This is a genomic window from Stenotrophomonas sp. ATCM1_4 (genome assembly GCF_004348115.1).
Lineage (GTDB): Bacteria > Pseudomonadota > Gammaproteobacteria > Xanthomonadales > Xanthomonadaceae > Stenotrophomonas > Stenotrophomonas capsici.
In genome coordinates, this window is sequence record NZ_QPFB01000001.1 from 166,311 (window position 1) to 182,783 (window position 16,473).

The window sequence follows — 16,473 nt, forward strand, 5'->3', positions numbered from 1 at the left end:
CCACACGACGGAGAGCACCGGCAGCTTGAATCCGTGAGGGGCGCGGGGCTGGCATCCGGCCGAGCTGCTGCCCATGCCTACGTCAGGAGATCGCGAACACGTTGAGTCGATTCGTGAATGACGTACGGCGGTAGCGCACGACGAAGCCAAGGCGGGGCGCGGTCACGGGGAAGTCCGGCATCCGGTTCTCCGCAGCTAGACGTCGGCAAGCCGGAACAATGGCAGGTAGATGAGCAACAGGGCGACAGGAACGGCAACGAAGGGAGCGACCAACCCCAGCACGCCGGCAATGACCGGGGCATTGGGGCGCGGCCAGCAGCGGCCGATGGCGAGCACGCCTGCCGGCAGCAGCCAGGCCAGGCCGAAAAAACGCATGAACAGCTGGGAGGTCGCGGGCATCTGCGCGCCGAAGCTGCGGTAGACCGACTCGAACTGCGGCACGACCGCCAGCCCGATATAGCTCACCACCAGCGCCGCGGAGACGCTGCCGGCCAGGCCGATCAGCAGCCACACCCGTCGATTGGGTGCAGGCGGTTGTGGACGGGTCAGTGGCGGGGGAAGGGGGCCGGGCATGTGGATCTCGCGTCGAGGGCACGGAGCTGCGTTTTCATCCGCCGGCAAACATCACCACCACCGCGAGGCCAGCCAGCAGTGGCAGCGAGAACACCAGCAATTCGGCCAGCCGCCACCCCGAGCGCGGGCGTGGCATCGCCCGGTACGCCAGCCCTCCCAGCAGCAGTGACGTCAACGACAGCAGTGCCGCCAACATCAGCCCGAACAGGAACAGCCCCAGCACCGACATGCCGCAGGCCCAGCCTCGTTCGGCTACCTGGGCCGCGGTATCGGCGCGGCTCTGGCTGCCGACCCACAGCGGAATGCCTATCAACGCAATGGCGGTCAGCAGCCAGGCAAGGCAGCGCTTGAGGAACGTACCGCGCGGCGGGCGGGCGGTGGCAGGTGAGGGCGAGATGTCCGTCATCGGGCGACAGCGTGCGCTCACTGGCCCTGCGGCGGTTGCCACAGTTCGACCTTGTTGCCTTCCGGGTCGATCACCCAACCGAACTTCCCATACTCCGAATCCTCGCTGCGCTCGAGCACCTGGCAGCCTTCCTCGCGCAATGCCGCCAACAGGGCATGCAGGTCATGCACCCGGTAGTTGATGACGAACGGTGCGCTGCCGGGGGCGAGCGCCTCGCTGCCGGCAGCGTTGACCGACCAGACCGTGGTGCCAGCGAAGGGCTGGCCATCGGTGTCGGTCCAGGTGAATGCAGCGCCGCCCCAGGGCTGCACCTCGATGCCCAGGTGGCGCTGGTACCACGCACGCAGCACGGCGGGGTCCCGCGCCTGGAAGAAGATGCCGCCAATACCGGTCACGCGCTTCATGGGCCGCCTGGGTGCTTCATGGGAAGGGAAAGCAGAGCATGCGCGCGGTGATGGGCGCGTGTCATGCGAATCCGGGTGCGCGCATGACCGCCGCGATGCTGCTGCGATCACTGCGCAGGCGCGTCGCATTCAGTTGCGGGAAGCGGCCGATGATGCGGCTGGCTTCGTCCCAGTGGTCTTCCAGCGATGCATCGTCGATGGGCGCGAACACCGCCGGCGCGTCGCCGAAGCGGAACTCGATGCCGCGCGCGGGGGCGAACCGGCGCGTGATGATGGTGGGCACCCGGCCATGCCGGAGGTGCCAGACCAGCTCGTCGATCACCGTGTTCCAGGCTTCGTTCTCAAGCTCGTTGATCCATTCCATGCACACCGCCGCCCGAACAGCGCCGTGCCCCGGGGGAGCCGACGTGAGTGAAGGGTCAGGCGAGCCATGGCCAACCACCGAATTCCAAGCCGAAGCCGCCCGGTCTGTGTTGCGCAAAGCGAGCCGATCATGCCACACCCGGTAGTGCCGGGCCACGCTCGGCGCCACCCCATCGGTGGCCATCCCTGCGTCACCGCAGCGGCTCCCCCTTCAGCCAGCAAACCACGAGCAACAGCAGGATAATGCCCCCCGTCGCTCCCATGAACGGGCCCGGGGCCCGGGTCGGCGGCACCACGAAGAACAGTGCCGCCAACGAGGCGAAGGTGATGCCGTACGCCAGCCAGCCCTGCCATCTCAGTGGCCATCCCCAGCCATGTTGCTTGGCCTCGAACCAGTACCGTTCATTGCGCATGTCGTTTTCGATCTCCAGGAGTAGGGCGATCAACCAAGGCTATTGTTGCCCGCGTTTTTTCAGGAAGTGCAGCGGCTTCCACTACCAGACCAGCAGCACACCGTCGGGCCAGTCCCCGGACCAGCCGCACGGGAAATGCCCGGCGCGATACACCTGGAGCAGCTGGAGGAAGAACGTCGGGCGCCCGGAGCAGTCCCGATACGCGTGTTCCATCACGGCGGCCAGGACATCCCAGGAGACGGCGTCCGTGAACGCCTTGCCAAGCCCCTGTTGCTCTGCGAACGGGCGCCAGATCAGATCGCACACCGGCGCATCGATGCGTGTCTTCGCAGCGGCGGCGATGTGGTTCCATTGCTGGTACGCATCACGATGACGCATGTGCAGGAACTCCGTCAGCCGGTTCCTGGCCTCGAGGGTGACGTCCTCCCACGCTTGGTCACTGCACAGGCTGAGGGCGTGTGACCAGCCCGAGACCTGCGCGACGGGAAAGGGCAGTGACTGCGGGAGTGGTTGCCCGCAGGACTGGAACCAATGGATGTCTTCGAGTTCCCTTGCGAATGATTCGTCCATGTCGCTGTAAGTACCAAGGCCTCAGCCTATCCGCGCTGCGGGATCGGCCTGAATGAATTGCTAGGCCAAGGCCTATGGATGTGCTGCATGATGGATGCGCAGGGCTTCATCTTTGTCACTCAATGGACGCATGAAAACACCGGGCTTCACACCGACAAAGTCGTTGCCTTCAAGGAGCACGAGCCGGGCAGCCGTATCGCCGTCATGTGCGTCAGCGATCTGTCCGAGCCGGTAATGCAGATGGCTTGCCAGTGGCACCGGTAGAACGTTCGGCACAGTGGCGACATTTGTGACAAGAACCTCATCCACCGCAATGAGGAGCCTGATGGTGTTGTCGAGCCCGTGGCCAGTCGCCGCCTCTCTGTCCAGCACGGCCTCGCCTCTGCTGTTGATCATGTCAACGCCGATGATGCGACCAATCAGAATGTGATCCGCGCCCTCCGCCATCTCCTGAAGCGTAGCCTCGAAGGGAAGCCCGGCGAAGGAGGTGGATGGAATCAACACGGCAAGCAGAACAGAAAGTATGCGTTTCATGCTTTTCCTCGGCCTGGCTCTGGTATCACGCTGCGCCGCGGAGTGGCGTCGACCTGACTGATCCGTCAGGCGTCGTCCTCGTCTGGTGGGGTGTAGCCAACGGCGTCCTCCCATTCCGGGCAAACATTGAAGATCACTTCGCAATCGCAGCCCGCGCCGTTCTCCCCAAGCCATTCGAGCGTCGCCTCGACGGGCAGATTGTTCTTCTGCAGGAAGGTACTTGTGAGCGCAAAAGTATGATCACACTCGTAGCCGGTCATGCTCGTACGGTCCAGGTGATCGAAGATGTCCCCGAGGGAAGAGAGAGGGATGGGGGGGCGTCTGTCATGTGATGTGTCCGATTGCGAGTTGCGAGTTGCCGGAACCATGTCCGGCCACGAAGCAGCTTTGGTCCGACTGAACTGCCAAGCCTTGGTCCATGAGAAGCATATTTCAACAAGGCGACAGCACGTGTGATGCCCAGGTACAGAGCCTGCCGGCACCGTGAAGCGGTGTCGGTTTGAATGAGCTGTCAGGCCGCTGCCCGCGACAACTACCAAACATGGGCCGAATCCTCGATGTAAAGCGGGAGGTCATTCTCTGCGCACCATTGGCTGAGTTGTGTCTGGAGTGCGGTCCAGTACCCTTTCGTCCAGGTCGGTGCTTTGACGGGCCATTGATCCTGTGATGGCAGATATACCGAGACAATTCCCATCGGCATCTCCAGGACGAACGAACCTTCGGAGCATGAACATAGTAGCTCCTCTTTCCAGCGGGGTTGGAATGTAAAGACTGGATCGCTCATGGGGATGACTATTTTTGTCTAACGCCTGAGCTAAGTCGGCACTGCGAAGCGGCTTCGGCTTGGAGGAAGTGTTAGGGCGCGCGTCAGTCACTCGACAACGCCCGTTGCAACGTGGAACACATAGGAAGGCAATCCGGAGCTGAGAGCGAGTTGCCCCGTGACCTTGACCCGAATGCCGCCTCGATTTGGCGCGAGAGTACCCCAAAGCGCGCCCGAAAAATCAGAGCTACCTCCGTTGCCCTCAAGGCCAAGGCCCAAACTTGGGCAAGCTGGGTCGGAGAGCGTGGTCCCATGGCGGGACACCTTGGCCGTCCCGGAAATTGTGAGGGGAGTTCCCAGGAAGCGATCCGGAGCGCGCGCAACGTTACAGAGGGACTCGGGCATAGGGGCACCAGAGCAAGAAATGAGCGAGACAAGCAGAAGCGTGACAGCAACTCTCATGGTGTCCCAACTCTTGAATTTAGCCGCGCCGCGAAGCGACGTCGGTTTGAATGAGCTGTCAGGCCGGTTACCCATGGCCATGGCTAAAGGAGCCTTTGGCATCAGAAGTTGGATCGCTCAGCTCATCATGGAGCGATTCCATGATTGCGGAAATGGTGTCAGATGCAGGCTGCCCATACTGCTCTTGAAGCGCATTAGCGATGTGTCGAATGGTATCTGCGAGGAAAATACCCCATGCAGGGGCCTCATCACGCCCGTTGTCCTGCCAAAGCCCCACCTTGATCGTGCAGTGCTGGCCATGCTCAGCAATCCAAGCACTGAGCATCTGGATCGCTTTGTCGTCACGTTGCGCTGCAGGTGGGATTACTAGTGGCTTCATAGTAGGCCTAGCTCCGGAATTAAGCTGGCGCGCGTAGCGGGATCGGCTTGAATGAACTGCTAGGCATCGGCCGCAGACTCAAAGTGCTGGTCGAATGCCAAAACGGCCGCCTCAATCGTTGATGGCGCCCCGAACCGGTGATGTGGATCCTGCTCTATCAACAGTTCCAAGAATTGTGCTTCCAGCGATGCCGCAGCACCAGTCGGTGCGTCCGCGTGGAAGAAGTCCTTGCTTTGAACAGTGAATCCACTGCCGATGACCTCAAAGACACGATAAAGAACTGCGCCGCTCTGTACACGACGCCAGATTGGTATGTAGCGATACAAATGGGTCATATAGGCTGACGGTAAGTTGGTCTGTTGTGTGGCGGGAACGCTTATGCGATGCCCAATTCTGGAAGTAAGCTAACCCGCGAAGTGGCTTGAATGAGTTGTCATGGGGTACTTTTGGGCCACTTTGAGAGAGCGCCGACAAGCTTGACGCGCTCCAGGAACGTGCCGGCTGGATTTCGTGGGACGAATACGCGGATGCTGTTGTGGGGACTCGCGTCAGGGAAGATCTCTGCTTGGTAGTCACGGTCGGAACCTTGCTCATACCACCTTACGGGCTGCCCAAAGGCCATGCCAACTTCCGCTCGGGTTAGGCCTTCTGACACGAGAGGTGGTGTGCTTCCGCGAAATAGAATGAACGCAGAAGTGCCATCTGCCTCCACGGCGAGGCATACAACCTCATCACCCGGTCCATAGTGGCCTTCCCAGTGAACTCGAACACTTGGAGGCAATTCCGGGCATCGCAGCTCGGCGGCAACCGTGAGAGGATATAGCGCAAGCGCAAAGAGAGCGAAGATGTTCATGTGAGCCCTAACGCCAGAGTTAAGGCAAGCGCGAAGCGGCTTCGCCTTGAACGAATTGTTAGCCGCCATATGGACGGTATCCATCGAACTCCCACTGCAACTCGTGATTGAGAGTTTGGGCAACCTCCTGCCAACTTGAGCGAGACGCTTGTGCGAGCAGGCGGTTGAGCGAGTGCTCCACCTGGAGCCAAGAGAACGAATCCACAATTAATGTGCCACGCCCCCAGCCAAATCGCTCTGATTCGGCCAATGCGCTTGGCGTGGCAACGGTAAAGGAAAAATCGTCACCAGCATTGCCTGTGTCTGGCCCGACCGTGGCAAGCATATGAACAAGGCAGTGTCTTGGATTCGCAGGAGGCTCTCCTCTGGCCAAGTCGGAGCATGAGAGGTTGAGCAGCTTAGGAACGATCATTGACGGCTAACTCCGGAATTAAGCAGACCCGCGCAGCGGGGGCGGCTTGAATGAATTGTTAGCGCTCAACCCGTGCACTCGCGACTGTCCGAGTACAGGTAGTAAGTGTCGAGATCTAGTCGCAAACCGTAGAAGGCGAGCCGAGACACGGTAGTCTTTGAAACACGGAGTCCCGCGCCAATGTCATTGAAGTTGCCAACTAGTTGCATGGTGCCGCCTAAGCGATGGCTGACAGCGGCAAAGGCGCCTGAGTTGGCGTCCATTTGAAGAAGAACGTCCTCCAGATGCTCCTCCAAAGCCGCGGTACGCTCAACCCTGGAATAGAGCGACCATTTACCCGTCCGCCGTTCCCGGCGCCGGGGGTCTAGGTCTCCCTTGCGCCAAGCGCGTGTCGGAGTGGCGCCAAGCTCAGCAGACACGGCCGAAGGGTCAAGGTCGTCGTCGTACACCGCGAAGTAGGCATAGCAGTTGTTGGGATCTGTCATTGAGCGCCAACTCCGGAATTAAGCCGAGCCGCGAAGCGGCTTCGGCTTGAATGAGTTATTAGACGCGCCTGCAGGAAGACTCAACTTCTGCCTCTTTGTACATTGAGTCGACGGGGATATAGCGCGAAGTGTTGCCGTCAAAATCCAGTATGCGGGATCTATAGACGGATTTCTTCTTGAGCTGGGCCTCCTGGATCTGTTGCCCGAGTTCATTGCTGAACGTGGGGTCCGAGGAGGAAAGGAACTGAACTCGCTCGACTGAAGAAGTAACAATGTCAGCCTCCAAGCGCCAAGATCCATAGGAAATGTCCTTGTTTGTCACAGCGGACTGGCCATGAGGAGTGATTACTGACGTGGTGAGGCTTGAATAGGTGTGATCAGCGTTGTTGGTGGTGCGAGTAATAACCACCAACTCAAAGTTAGGGCCTTGCATAGTGGTGGAGTCGCACTCCCAAGTGCCAACAAGTGACTCCTCGGACAAAGAGGCGCGAGCAGTAGCGCAGCTTGTGAGGAGTGCGGCTTTCAGAAGTATCAGTCTCATTGCAGCTCCGTGGCGAGTCTAACTCTGGAGTTAAGCCACGCCGCGAAGCGGCGTCGGCTTGAATGAATTGTTAGGTGGCAGCCGATCGCTTGAGCGCTACCACCGGAAGCAGGGCGAGCTTGCCACAAGACTTGCAGAATGCATCAGGACTGTTCCACCAGCGACGCTCAGTGGCGAGCAGATGACGGCAGGATGGGCAGAGGAGCTGATAAGACGCAAGCACAGACCATTGCAGTTGGCGCACAGCTAAAAGGGCGAGTACGGGCGCCGCAATAACAACTAGAGGAAAAAAGCTGGATAGTCCTAGGCGAGGGAGCGCAAAGAACGCAATTACCAAGCAGCCAAGGAGGCAAGCGGCGATTGCGACGAGCCCGCGGTGGAGTGAGGCTCGTGCGGCGATCTGGGTCGCTACGTCCTCTCGGCTGGGTTGGATGGAATCTTCTTTCACGTCGCGACTCACTTTTCCTGCCACCTAACGCCAGAATTAAGCCGACGCTGCGAAGCAGCGGTCGGCTTGAATGAATTGTTAGGTGGCGGCGCATGGTGGCGCAACTGCCGCCAGAACATCCGTGCCACAGTTTGTGCAACAGAACCTAGGCCTGCCAATCGTGTTGTAAGCAACTCCGTCTATAGCCAGACGGCAACGAACGCAATGAAATGTCTCCACAGGCGTTTGGCCGGCCGCCGGAACATGTCTAACTCCTTGTTCGTCAAACTCAACCACCCACCATCGACGCTTGTGGTCGTACTGCGCGCTGCCGTGCCCCTCTAGGTCCTCAGTCTCATCGGACGCATCGTAGGTTACGAGCGGCAAGCCAACTGACAGGACGGTCCCAGCATTAGATAGATCCCGAATGCTACCGAACGTGTCCAATACGACGGCAGTACGACTGGGGTCAACAACGCCGCAAGCGAGGCCGTTGAAGTCCGCGTAGATCCGCACTTTCATCGAAGTTTCCATCGCCACCTAACGCCTGAATTAAGCCGACCCGCGAAGCGGGTTCGGCTTGAATGAATTGTTAGGTGCCATCTCTGGTAGCTCCGGCGCGATCGTACCAAGACTCAGAGTGAACCTCGGTTTTGGCGGCCGCAATTGCGTCCTCCAGTGCCCGGACTGGGATCCTCAAGCACTGACCAGCTCGGTATAGCTCGAGGAAGATCTCCTCGGTGCGTTCCTTGGCCAGGAATGTTCCGATGTGAAGTCGGGTCTCCTGAAGCGTGCACCAGAGCTCGAGTTGCATCCCTCCCTCATGGACGCTAGCCCATACAGCGGTTGGCTCCACCTCTATCGCGGGATGCTTTCCCATGGCACCTAACTCTAAGTAGACCGCCGAACAGCGGTGTAGCGCGAGTATCGCCTGTTCTTGGCGGGTTTCAAGCCAATAAATTTCCCCATGGAATCAATCAATTAAACCATTCCGGCGGCGCCTTGACGGCCCCAAGCTCGCGGAAAACTACCGCTTTGGAGCCGTGATATGGATTACGCCCCTGTTTCATCCGGCATAACGCAAGGTCTGCCCCCCAGGTTGTTGGAGCAGGTGCGCCGCCAGATCCGGGTCCTGCACTACAGCCGGCGTACCGAGCAGCCCTATGTCGGGTGGATCAGGCGCTTCATTCTGGCTAACGGCAAGCGGCATCCTCGTGAGATGAGAGCGGATGAGGTCGCCGCGTTCCTGACCGCACTGGTGATGGAGGGCAACGTGGCCGCGGCGACACAGAACCAGGCCTTGTCCGCGTTGTTGTTCCTGTATCGGAACGTGCTGGGGGTCACGTTGCCGTGGATGGAGAGTGTGGTCCGGGCCAAGCGGCCCAGGCGTCTGCCAGTGGTGCTTTCCAAGGAGGAGGTGAGTCAGCTTCTCGGCGCGATGCCGGACGGTACCCCCGCGATGATGGCGCGGTTGCTGTACGGGACCGGTATGCGGTTGATGGAATGCCTGCGGCTGCGGATCAAGGACGTGGATTTCGCCCGCGCTGAGATCTGCGTGCGCAGCGGCAAGGGCAACAAGGACCGGCGTGTGCCGCTGCCGATGTCCTTGAAGGCCGCCTTGTTGCGGCAGCGGCACTGGGCGGTGTCACTGCATGCGTCCGATCTTGCCGGTGGAATGGGGCAGGTGCATCTGTCGCATGCACTTGCACGCAAGTACCCGAACGCGGATACGGCGCCGGGTTGGCAGTATCTGTTCCCTTCGCGGATGCATTCGCGCGACCCGCGCACGGGGCGTCGTGGCCGGCATCACCTCAGCGAGGAGGTACTGCAGCGGGCGGTGAGTTGTATACGCATGTGTTGGGGCGCGGCGCCGGCGGTGTCTGCAGCCCGCTGGACCTGTTGCCCGTGCCGCCATCGCAGGCGGAGGGGATGGCGGCCGACGCTCAGCGGCCCCCGATCGGCCTGAAGCGGGCCACGCCATAGCGGTCACTTTCAAAGGTGTAGTGCGCCGGGTTCACTACGCTGGCGATGCGCGCGCGTGCATGGGCTTCGTCGCTGCGGCCGCAGGCGATCGTGCCGAAGTCCAGCGGTGCATCCAGCACGATGCGCGCCGGGCCGTGCATGCCATCGCAGTGTCCGTGCAGGTGGATCCACAACCGGCCGTCGATCTCGCGCAGCTCGAAGGCGCCGTCGGTCAGGCCGAGATGCTCGCCGGTGTAGACCAGCACTTCCGGTTCGTCCTCGCCGGTCAGCGCAATGTGCTTGCCCGCGATGTCATTCCAACGCGTCACTTCGCCCGGGCCGCTGTGGAAGGCGGGGCAGTCGTGGATGCGCAGGTGCAGGCTGTCCGGTGGCAGGTCGTCTTCGTCCAGCAGCACGTCATCGGGGTCGATGCGTTCGGCCTGGATGTCGAAGTCCCAGATCAGGGCAGGGATGTGCTCATCGACGAACGCACCCAGCTGCGCCTCCGTCAGCCGGTAGGGCTGGTCGTTCCAGTGGCAGATCGCGCGGGGTATCAGCGGGGGCGGGGCGGTGTCCATCGCACCAGTCTGCCGCCCCCGCGCGGGGCGTCAACCGTCGAGCAGGGCCTTGTCACGCACGGCGCCCTTGTCGGCGCTGGTGGCGAGCAGGGCATAGGCCTTCAGTGCGGTGCTGACCTTGCGTGGGCGGGCCTGCGCCGGCCTCCAGCCCTTGGCCTCCTGCTCGGTGCGGCGACGGGCCAGCTCAGCATCGTCCACCAGCAGGTTGATGCCGCGCTGCGGGATGTCGATCAGGATGCGGTCGCCGTCGCGGACCAGGCCAATCGTGCCGCCGCCGGCTGCTTCCGGCGAGCAATGGCCGATGCTCAGGCCCGAGGTGCCGCCGGAGAAGCGGCCGTCGGTGAGCAGCGCGCAGGCCTTGCCCAGCCCCTTGGATTTCAGGTAGCTGGTCGGGTACAGCATCTCCTGCATGCCCGGGCCGCCCTTCGGCCCTTCGTAGCGGATCACCACCACGTCGCCGGCCTGCACTTCGTTGCCGAGGATGCCCTTGACCGCGGCGTCCTGGCTTTCATAGACGCGGGCGTTGCCTTCGAACACGTGGATGGATTCGTCCACGCCGGCGGTCTTGACCACGCAGCCATCGGCGGCGAGGTTGCCGTACAGCACGGCCAGCCCGCCTTCGCTGGAGAACGCATGCGCCACGTCGCGGATGCAGCCCTCGGCACGGTCGGTATCCAGCGACGGCCAGCGGGTGGACTGGCTGAAGGCCACCTGGGTCGGGATGCCGGCCGGGCCGGCCTTGTAGAACTGGTGCACCGCCGTGTCCTGGGTCTGGGTGACATCCCAGTCGGCGATGGCCGCGCCCAGCGTGCGGCTGTGCACGGTGTGCACGTCGGTATGCAGCAGGCCGCCGCGTGCCAGCTCGCCGAGGATGGCCATGATGCCGCCGGCACGGTGCACGTCCTCGATGTGGTACTTCTGCGTGTTCGGCGCCACCTTGCACAACTGCGGCACGCGCCGTGACAGGCGGTCGATGTCGCGCTGGTCGAAGGCCACCTCGGCCTCCTGCGCGGCGGCCAGCAGGTGCAGGATGGTGTTGGTGGAACCGCCCATGGCGATGTCCAGCGTCATCGCGTTCTCAAACGCCTCGAACGTCGCGATGCCGCGCGGCAGCACGTTGGCCTCCTCGCCGCCGTACCAGCGGTGGCACAACTCCACGATCAGGCGGCCGGCGCGCTTGAACAGCGCCTCGCGGTCGCTGTGCGTGGCCACCACGGTGCCGTTGCCCGGCAGCGACAGCCCCAGCGCCTCGGTCAGGCAGTTCATCGAGTTGGCGGTGAACATGCCCGAGCACGAGCCACAGGTGGGGCACGCGCTGCGTTCGATCACGGCCACCTGTTCGTCGCTGATGGCCTCGTTGCCGGCGGCCACCATCGCGTCGATCAGGTCGAGCTTGTGGTCGGCCAGCTTGGTCTTGCCGGCCTCCATCGGGCCGCCGGACACGAACACCACCGGGATGTTCAGGCGCAGGGCGGCCATCAGCATGCCGGGGGTGATCTTGTCGCAGTTGGAAATGCACACCAGCGCATCGGCGCAGTGCGCGTTGGCCATGTACTCCACCGAGTCGGCGATGATCTCGCGGCTGGGCAGCGAGTACAGCATGCCGTCGTGGCCCATCGCGATGCCGTCGTCCACGGCAATGGTGTTGAACTCCTTGGCCACGCCGCCGGCCGCCTCGATCTCGCGCGCCACGAGTTGGCCAAGGTCCTTCAGGTGCACGTGGCCGGGCACGAACTGGGTGAAGGAGTTGACCACCGCGATGATGGGCTTGTGGAAATCGCCGTCGGTCATGCCGGTGGCGCGCCACAGGGCGCGGGCGCCGGCCATGTTGCGGCCGGCGGTGGAGGTTTTCGAGCGGTATTCAGGCATGGGGGCGAGCAGGTACGGGCTGGCAGAAGCGTGTGTGGGCGATTCTGCATCAAGATCCCGGTTGCTGTTGCAACCATCCGGCGGGGTGGAACGGTTGGACGACACCGAGGCGGCGCAGGCGCGCAGGCGCGCAGGAGCGGCTTCAACCGCGAAGCCAGGAGCCCTTCCGTATGCCTGGCGCCTGCAATTGCAGTCATGCCTTCGACCGGTACCTTCACCAGCCTCGCGGCAGAGGCCGCTCCTGGCCGGGCGCACCTGAAAACCGGTTCAGTTTTGGGACTGCGCCGATTTACGCCTCCCAGGCCGGATCAGGCATCATTCGGAAACAACTTTCACGGGGAATCGACCATGAAGCGATCCAGGACCACCGCGCTGCTGCTGATGAGCGCCGCGCCGCTGCTGTTCACCGCCTGCCAGAAGGAAGAAACGGTGCAGGTCAAGGAAGGGCTGTACACCTCGGTGGAGGCCTGCAGCGAGGCCACCGGTGACCCGTCCGCTTGCCGCACGGCGTTCGCCACCGCGCAGCAGCAGTCGGCCGATGCAGCGCCCAAGTACGCCAGCAAGGAAGAGTGCGCCAAGGAGTACCCCGCCGAGCAGTGCGTGCAGCAGCACACCAGCGCCGGCACCTCGTTCATCGGCCCGATGATGATGGGCTTCTTCATGTCGCAGATGCTCAACAGCGGCCGTGGCGCCGTGGCGGCACCGCCGGCCGCACAGCCGGCCTTCAAGGACAACGCCAATGGTTGGGCCAAGCCGGCCGGTACCGGGGGCCTGAACACCGGTAGCGGCATCGGTGCCGGCAAGGCCGGCCTGGCCCCGGTCACCAGCGAGCCGAACCGTGCCGTGACCGCCAGCCGTGGCGGCTTTGGTGCACGCAGCGGTGGCCGCAGCAACAGCGTCGGCGGTTGATCAGGTGCGGCGTGTAGCAATCGCCGAGCGCGACAACTGGCGAGCACGTGCCGCCGAGGCAGGTTTCCGGTTCCACACCATCGACGGTGCGCCGTACTGGGACGAAAGCGCGTATTACGCCTTCACCCTGCGGCAGATCGAGAACGACCTGGAAGACCCCAGCGCCGAGCTGCATGCGATGGCGCTGGACCTGGTCGGCGAGGTGGTGGCCAGCGAGGCGCTGATGGCGCAGCTGGCCATTCCCGAGCCGTTCCGCGACTGGATCGCCGAGAGCTGGCGCCGCCGCGACCCGCACCTGTACGGCCGGCTGGACTTCGCCTATGACGGCAAGGGCCCGGCCAAGCTGTACGAGCTGAACTATGACACGCCGACCTCGCTGTACGAGGCGTCGTTCTTCCAGTGGCAATGGCTGGAAGACCAGCGCAACCGTGGCGTCCTGCCGCAGCAGGCCGACCAGTTCAACTCCCTCCACGAGACGCTGGTGGAGCGCTTTGCCGAACTGTCGGCGCGCCTGCCGCCGCCGCTGTACTTCAGCGCGGTGCGTGAGTCCGAGGAAGACCAGGGCACGGTGGCCTACCTGCGTGACTGCGCGGCGCAGGCCGGCCTGCATGGCGCGGCCATCGCCATCGAGGATATCGGCCTGTCGGCCGACGGCCGCTTCACCGACCTGGACGACGTGGTGATCGGCAGCCTGTTCAAGCTGTACCCGCTCGAAGACCTGATGCAGGAGGAGTTCGGTGCGGCATTGCCCCGTTCCGGCGTGCAGCTGCTGGAGCCGGCGTGGAAGGCGGTGTTGAGCAACAAGGGCATCCTGCCGCTGTTGTGGGAACGCCATCGCGGCCATCCCAACCTGCTGGAATCGTACTTCGACGATGGCAGTGCCCTGCCGGCCGGCTGGGTGCGCAAGCCGCTGCATTCGCGCGAGGGTGCGAACGTGGCCATGCATATGAGCGACGGCAGTTGGCAGGAGAGCGAGGGCCCGTACGCGGGGCCGAACATCCGCCAGGCGTTCCACGCACTGCCCATGTTCGAGGGCAACTATCCGCTGGTCGGCAGCTGGGTGGTGGGTGACCGCGCCTGTGGCATCGGCGTGCGCGAGGACAACAGCCGCATCACCCGCGACAGCGCCCGTTTCCTGCCGCACGCCATCATCGATGACGCGCCGCAGGGGAGCACGCGGATCTACGTCTGACATGGCATTGCGCCGCCCCCCGGGAAGCCAGGGCCGCACGCAGGCGGTGCCCGGCCGTCATTTCGACGATGGCCGGCATCTGGCGGCCTATGCCGACCGGATCGCGGTGCGCTGCCATCGCTGTGGAACGGCAGGCTGGGTGTTGGCGCAGTGGCAGCCCTACCGTTGGACGGCGCGCTTCCGTTGCGCTGGCTGCAGCCTGTCGCTGGATAGCGCCGAAGGCACATGGGTGGGGCAGGTCAGGTACAGCGGGCGCAGTCCCTGTGGCTATTGCGGCCACCAATGGGTTTCGGTGTGCGAACAGCGCGCCTGCGCCGCCCATGCCGGGCTGACCCATCTGCCCGGTACCTGCAGGCAATGTGGGCGGCAAAGCGATGTGGCGGTCGGCATGAGCCGCGTGCGTGACGGCTCGCCGGCGGACCCGCATTTCGGCCTGCCGTTGCACCTGGTCGAATCCACGCGCGCCGGTGTGGTGTGGGCGTACAACGCGGCCCATGTGCAGGCGCTGCAGGCATTCGCGGTATCGAAGCTGCGCGAACGCGGTGGCGTGCACAACGCCTCGATGATCTCGCGCCTGCCCACCTGGATGAAGCTGGCGCGACACCGTGCCTTGCTGCAACGTGCGCTGGAGAGGCTGCTGCAACGGCTGCCGGAGTGATTGCCGGCGCACGCCAGCAGCGGCCTCGGCCGCGAGGCAGCAATGGTTTCTACGTGCGGTGGTTCCCCTCAGTGGAAGCGCTATCGGCTTCGCGCCTGAAGGTGCTCCTACGGCGTGGGCGTAGGCGGAGAGGCGACCCCTCCCCAACCCTCCCCTTGGCTGCGCCAAAGGGAGAGGGGGCAAGAGCGGCATGCCTCGCATTCTGAAAGGCCATGCATGACCGCCCCCTCCCTTTGGCGCAGCCAAGGGGAGGGTTGGGAAGGGGTGCTCTTCAGTGCCGGTGACGACACCCACTTCGCGACCGGAGCCGCTTCTACCGGCTACAGCAGGCCGTCGCGCTTGACCGCCAGGTAGCGCTCGACCAGCGCGGCGGGCAGTTCTTCGGCGGTGACGTCCAGCACCATCACGCGGTGGCTGCGCAGGGCTTCGTGGGCGTCGGCGCGTTGTTGCAGGTAGCGGGTGTTGGCACCGGCCTGGATGGCATCGGACACGGTCTCCACGTCGCGGGCCAGCGCGTCGTCCAGTTCGCTTTCGCGCAGGCTGGCCACGCAGACCAGGTGGCGCTTCTGCAGCAGGCGTACGGCGGCAAGCAGGTCCTCGATGTCCTCGTCGCGGACGTTGGTCACCAGCATCACCAGGGTGCGCCGCGAATGGCGCAGGCTCAGTTCGGTGGCAGCGGCCAGGTAGTCGGTGGCGACCGGCCGCGCCTGCAGGTCATAGCTGGCGCGCAGCAGCGTGTCGATCGCCCCCAGGCCGCGTTGCGGCGCTACCCAGCGGCTGTCGCCGCCGGTGGCGAACAGGCCCACGCCGTCGCCCTGGCGCAACGCCAGGTAGGACACCACCAGCGCGGCGTTGAGCACATGGTCGAAATGCGACAGGCCACCTTCGTGCGCCATCATCCGGCGACCGGTGTCGATCATCATCACCAGCTGCTGGTTCTTCTCGTCCTGGTACTCGCGCGAGATCAGCTTGCGCGCGCGCGAGGTGGCCTTCCAGTCGATCTGGCGCAGGCTGTCGCCGACGCGGTACTCGCGCATCTGGTGGAAGTCGGTGCCTTCACCACGGCGGCGCTTGAGGTGCGCGCCGACCAGGCGCGAGGCCATTTCCGCGCTGAGCAGGGCCAGCCGGGTGAGCGGGGCGAAGTTGGGGTAGACGCGCACGGTCTGCGGCGGCCCGGCGATGCGCGATTGACGCCACAGGCGCAGCAGCGAATGCAGGCGCAGTTGCACGCCGTCGAACACGAACGTGCCGCGGTTGGCCGGGGTGAGGTGGTAGCTAAAACGGGTTTCGCTGGCGCGTGGCAGGGTCAGGCGACGCGGCAGGCCCGGCGTTTCCCAGCCATCCGGGACCAGGTCGTACACGTCCACGCGTTGCCGCCCGAATGCATCGATCTGCAGCCAGGTTTCGCGTTCGACGCCCAGGGCGAGCGAGTCGGGCAGTTCACGCCGCACCTGCGGGGTGGGGCGGCGCCACAGCAGCAGGGCATCGATCAGGGCCAGCACCGCGATCGCCGCCGCCGTCAGCGTCCATGCCTGCAGCGGCAGGTAATGCAGGGCCACCGGCACACCCAGCAGGCCCCACAGCACCAGCAATGTGATCAGCAGCGGTGACGGTCTCACTGATGGGGTTCCGTGGCGGGGCAGGGGGTGGAAACAGCGGGAGCAACGGCACCCCTCCCCATCCCTCCCCTACGCACTGCGTGCGCAAGGCAGGGGGCAAC

17 protein-coding genes and 1 pseudogene are annotated in these 16,473 nt (G+C 63.8%); 4 read left to right on the forward strand and 14 right to left on the reverse strand.

The features are described 5' to 3' along the window. Window positions 1–195 precede the first annotated feature (195 nt). From ATCM_RS00735 to ATCM_RS00790, 11 genes are all read right to left on the reverse strand, one after another. On the reverse strand, window positions 196–573 hold the full coding sequence (locus tag ATCM_RS00735) for a hypothetical protein (RefSeq protein WP_132862388.1): 378 nt from the start codon (window positions 571–573) through the stop codon (window positions 196–198). Window positions 574–607: 34 nt separating this feature from the next. Beyond that, entirely contained in the window at window positions 608–1,000 is a 393-nt protein-coding gene (locus tag ATCM_RS00740; RefSeq protein ID WP_132862389.1) for a hypothetical protein, read from the reverse strand. Beyond that, a complete protein-coding gene (locus ATCM_RS00745; protein WP_132862390.1) occupies window positions 997–1,383 on the reverse strand; it encodes a VOC family protein in 387 nt (128 codons plus the stop codon). The genes ATCM_RS00740 and ATCM_RS00745 overlap by 4 nt, the downstream gene beginning before the upstream one ends. A 61-nt stretch (window positions 1,384–1,444) precedes the next feature. Next, window positions 1,445–1,747: a hypothetical protein gene (locus ATCM_RS00750; RefSeq protein ID WP_132862391.1), complete on the reverse strand. Its 303-nt coding sequence runs from the start codon at window positions 1,745–1,747 to the stop codon at window positions 1,445–1,447. A 190-nt stretch (window positions 1,748–1,937) separates the two neighbouring features. Beyond that, window positions 1,938–2,192 (reverse strand): hypothetical protein, encoded by a 255-nt coding sequence (locus ATCM_RS00755; protein WP_132862392.1) that lies wholly within the window; start codon window positions 2,190–2,192, stop codon window positions 1,938–1,940. A 48-nt stretch (window positions 2,193–2,240) separates the two neighbouring features. Next, window positions 2,241–2,729 carry a hypothetical protein gene (locus tag ATCM_RS00760; protein WP_132862393.1) on the reverse strand — a complete coding sequence of 163 codons (489 nt, stop codon included), beginning with the start codon at window positions 2,727–2,729 and terminating at the stop codon, window positions 2,241–2,243. A gap of 72 nt (window positions 2,730–2,801) precedes the next feature. Next, window positions 2,802–3,263: a hypothetical protein gene (locus tag ATCM_RS00765; protein ID WP_132862394.1), complete on the reverse strand. Its 462-nt coding sequence runs from the start codon at window positions 3,261–3,263 to the stop codon at window positions 2,802–2,804. Between the two features lie 65 nt (window positions 3,264–3,328). After that, complete coding sequence (locus ATCM_RS19405) at window positions 3,329–3,631, reverse strand: DUF2695 domain-containing protein (protein WP_132862395.1); 303 nt, start codon at window positions 3,629–3,631, stop codon at window positions 3,329–3,331. A gap of 924 nt (window positions 3,632–4,555) precedes the next feature. Beyond that, window positions 4,556–4,867, reverse strand: coding sequence for a DUF5076 domain-containing protein (locus tag ATCM_RS00775; RefSeq protein WP_132862396.1), 312 nt, complete (start codon window positions 4,865–4,867; stop codon window positions 4,556–4,558). Between the two features lie 59 nt (window positions 4,868–4,926). Continuing rightward, window positions 4,927–5,202: a hypothetical protein gene (locus tag ATCM_RS00780; RefSeq protein ID WP_132862397.1), complete on the reverse strand. Its 276-nt coding sequence runs from the start codon at window positions 5,200–5,202 to the stop codon at window positions 4,927–4,929. 995 nt (window positions 5,203–6,197) lie between these two features. Next, the gene (locus ATCM_RS00790) at window positions 6,198–6,617 is read right to left on the reverse strand and encodes a DUF4279 domain-containing protein (protein ID WP_132862399.1); all 420 of its coding nucleotides are present in this window, start codon (window positions 6,615–6,617) and stop codon (window positions 6,198–6,200) included. A 2,016-nt stretch (window positions 6,618–8,633) separates the two neighbouring features. Here ATCM_RS00790 and ATCM_RS00795 point away from each other — a divergent pair. Next, window positions 8,634–9,568, forward strand: a pseudogene (locus ATCM_RS00795) (integron integrase). Here the strand turns inward: ATCM_RS00795 and ATCM_RS00800 are convergent. Together ATCM_RS00800 and ilvD are read right to left on the reverse strand one after the other, a co-directional pair. Further along, window positions 9,529–10,125 (reverse strand): hypothetical protein, encoded by a 597-nt coding sequence (locus tag ATCM_RS00800; RefSeq protein ID WP_132862401.1) that lies wholly within the window; start codon window positions 10,123–10,125, stop codon window positions 9,529–9,531. The pseudogene ATCM_RS00795 and the gene ATCM_RS00800 overlap by 40 nt on opposite strands. A 30-nt stretch (window positions 10,126–10,155) precedes the next feature. Then, complete coding sequence (ilvD, locus tag ATCM_RS00805; protein WP_132862402.1) at window positions 10,156–11,994, reverse strand: dihydroxy-acid dehydratase; 1,839 nt, start codon at window positions 11,992–11,994, stop codon at window positions 10,156–10,158. Between the two features lie 348 nt (window positions 11,995–12,342). Here ilvD and ATCM_RS00810 point away from each other — a divergent pair, with 348 nt between their 5' ends. Genes ATCM_RS00810 through ATCM_RS00820 form a run of 3 tightly spaced genes read left to right on the forward strand, consistent with a single transcriptional unit; the run spans window position 12,343 to window position 14,753 of the window. After that, window positions 12,343–12,903, forward strand: a complete 561-nt coding sequence (locus tag ATCM_RS00810) for a DUF1190 domain-containing protein (protein WP_132862403.1) — start codon at window positions 12,343–12,345, stop codon at window positions 12,901–12,903. A gap of 4 nt (window positions 12,904–12,907) precedes the next feature. After that, entirely contained in the window at window positions 12,908–14,095 is a 1,188-nt protein-coding gene (locus ATCM_RS00815; protein ID WP_132862404.1) for a glutathionylspermidine synthase family protein, read from the forward strand. 1 nt (window position 14,096) lies between these two features. Further along, window positions 14,097–14,753 (forward strand): hypothetical protein, encoded by a 657-nt coding sequence (locus ATCM_RS00820; protein WP_132862405.1) that lies wholly within the window; start codon window positions 14,097–14,099, stop codon window positions 14,751–14,753. 320 nt (window positions 14,754–15,073) lie between these two features. Here ATCM_RS00820 and ATCM_RS00825 read toward each other — a convergent pair whose 3' ends face one another. Next, window positions 15,074–16,372, reverse strand: coding sequence for a DUF58 domain-containing protein (locus tag ATCM_RS00825; RefSeq protein ID WP_132862406.1), 1,299 nt, complete (start codon window positions 16,370–16,372; stop codon window positions 15,074–15,076). Between the last annotated feature and the right edge of the window lie 101 nt (window positions 16,373–16,473).

What these genes read in the sequence shown, in the direction of transcription:
- ATCM_RS00800 (WP_132862401.1), bottom strand. Translation starts at nt 10,125, where the DNA reads ATGGACACCGCCCCGCCCCCGCTGATACCCCGCGCGATCTGCCACTGG.
- ATCM_RS19405 (WP_132862395.1), bottom strand. Translation starts at nt 3,631, where the DNA reads ATGGTTCCGGCAACTCGCAACTCGCAATCGGACACATCACATGACAGA.
- ATCM_RS00760 (WP_132862393.1), bottom strand. Translation starts at nt 2,729, where the DNA reads ATGGACGAATCATTCGCAAGGGAACTCGAAGACATCCATTGGTTCCAG.
- ATCM_RS00820 (WP_132862405.1), top strand. Translation starts at nt 14,097, where the DNA reads ATGGCATTGCGCCGCCCCCCGGGAAGCCAGGGCCGCACGCAGGCGGTG.
- ATCM_RS00750 (WP_132862391.1), bottom strand. Translation starts at nt 1,747, where the DNA reads ATGGAATGGATCAACGAGCTTGAGAACGAAGCCTGGAACACGGTGATC.
- ATCM_RS00790 (WP_132862399.1), bottom strand. Translation starts at nt 6,617, where the DNA reads ATGACAGATCCCAACAACTGCTATGCCTACTTCGCGGTGTACGACGAC.
- ATCM_RS00780 (WP_132862397.1), bottom strand. Translation starts at nt 5,202, where the DNA reads ATGACCCATTTGTATCGCTACATACCAATCTGGCGTCGTGTACAGAGC.
- ATCM_RS00775 (WP_132862396.1), bottom strand. Translation starts at nt 4,867, where the DNA reads ATGAAGCCACTAGTAATCCCACCTGCAGCGCAACGTGACGACAAAGCG.
- ATCM_RS00810 (WP_132862403.1), top strand. Translation starts at nt 12,343, where the DNA reads ATGAAGCGATCCAGGACCACCGCGCTGCTGCTGATGAGCGCCGCGCCG.
- ilvD (WP_132862402.1), bottom strand. Translation starts at nt 11,994, where the DNA reads ATGCCTGAATACCGCTCGAAAACCTCCACCGCCGGCCGCAACATGGCC.
- ATCM_RS00765 (WP_132862394.1), bottom strand. Translation starts at nt 3,263, where the DNA reads ATGAAACGCATACTTTCTGTTCTGCTTGCCGTGTTGATTCCATCCACC.
- ATCM_RS00735 (WP_132862388.1), bottom strand. Translation starts at nt 573, where the DNA reads ATGCCCGGCCCCCTTCCCCCGCCACTGACCCGTCCACAACCGCCTGCA.
- ATCM_RS00745 (WP_132862390.1), bottom strand. Translation starts at nt 1,383, where the DNA reads ATGAAGCGCGTGACCGGTATTGGCGGCATCTTCTTCCAGGCGCGGGAC.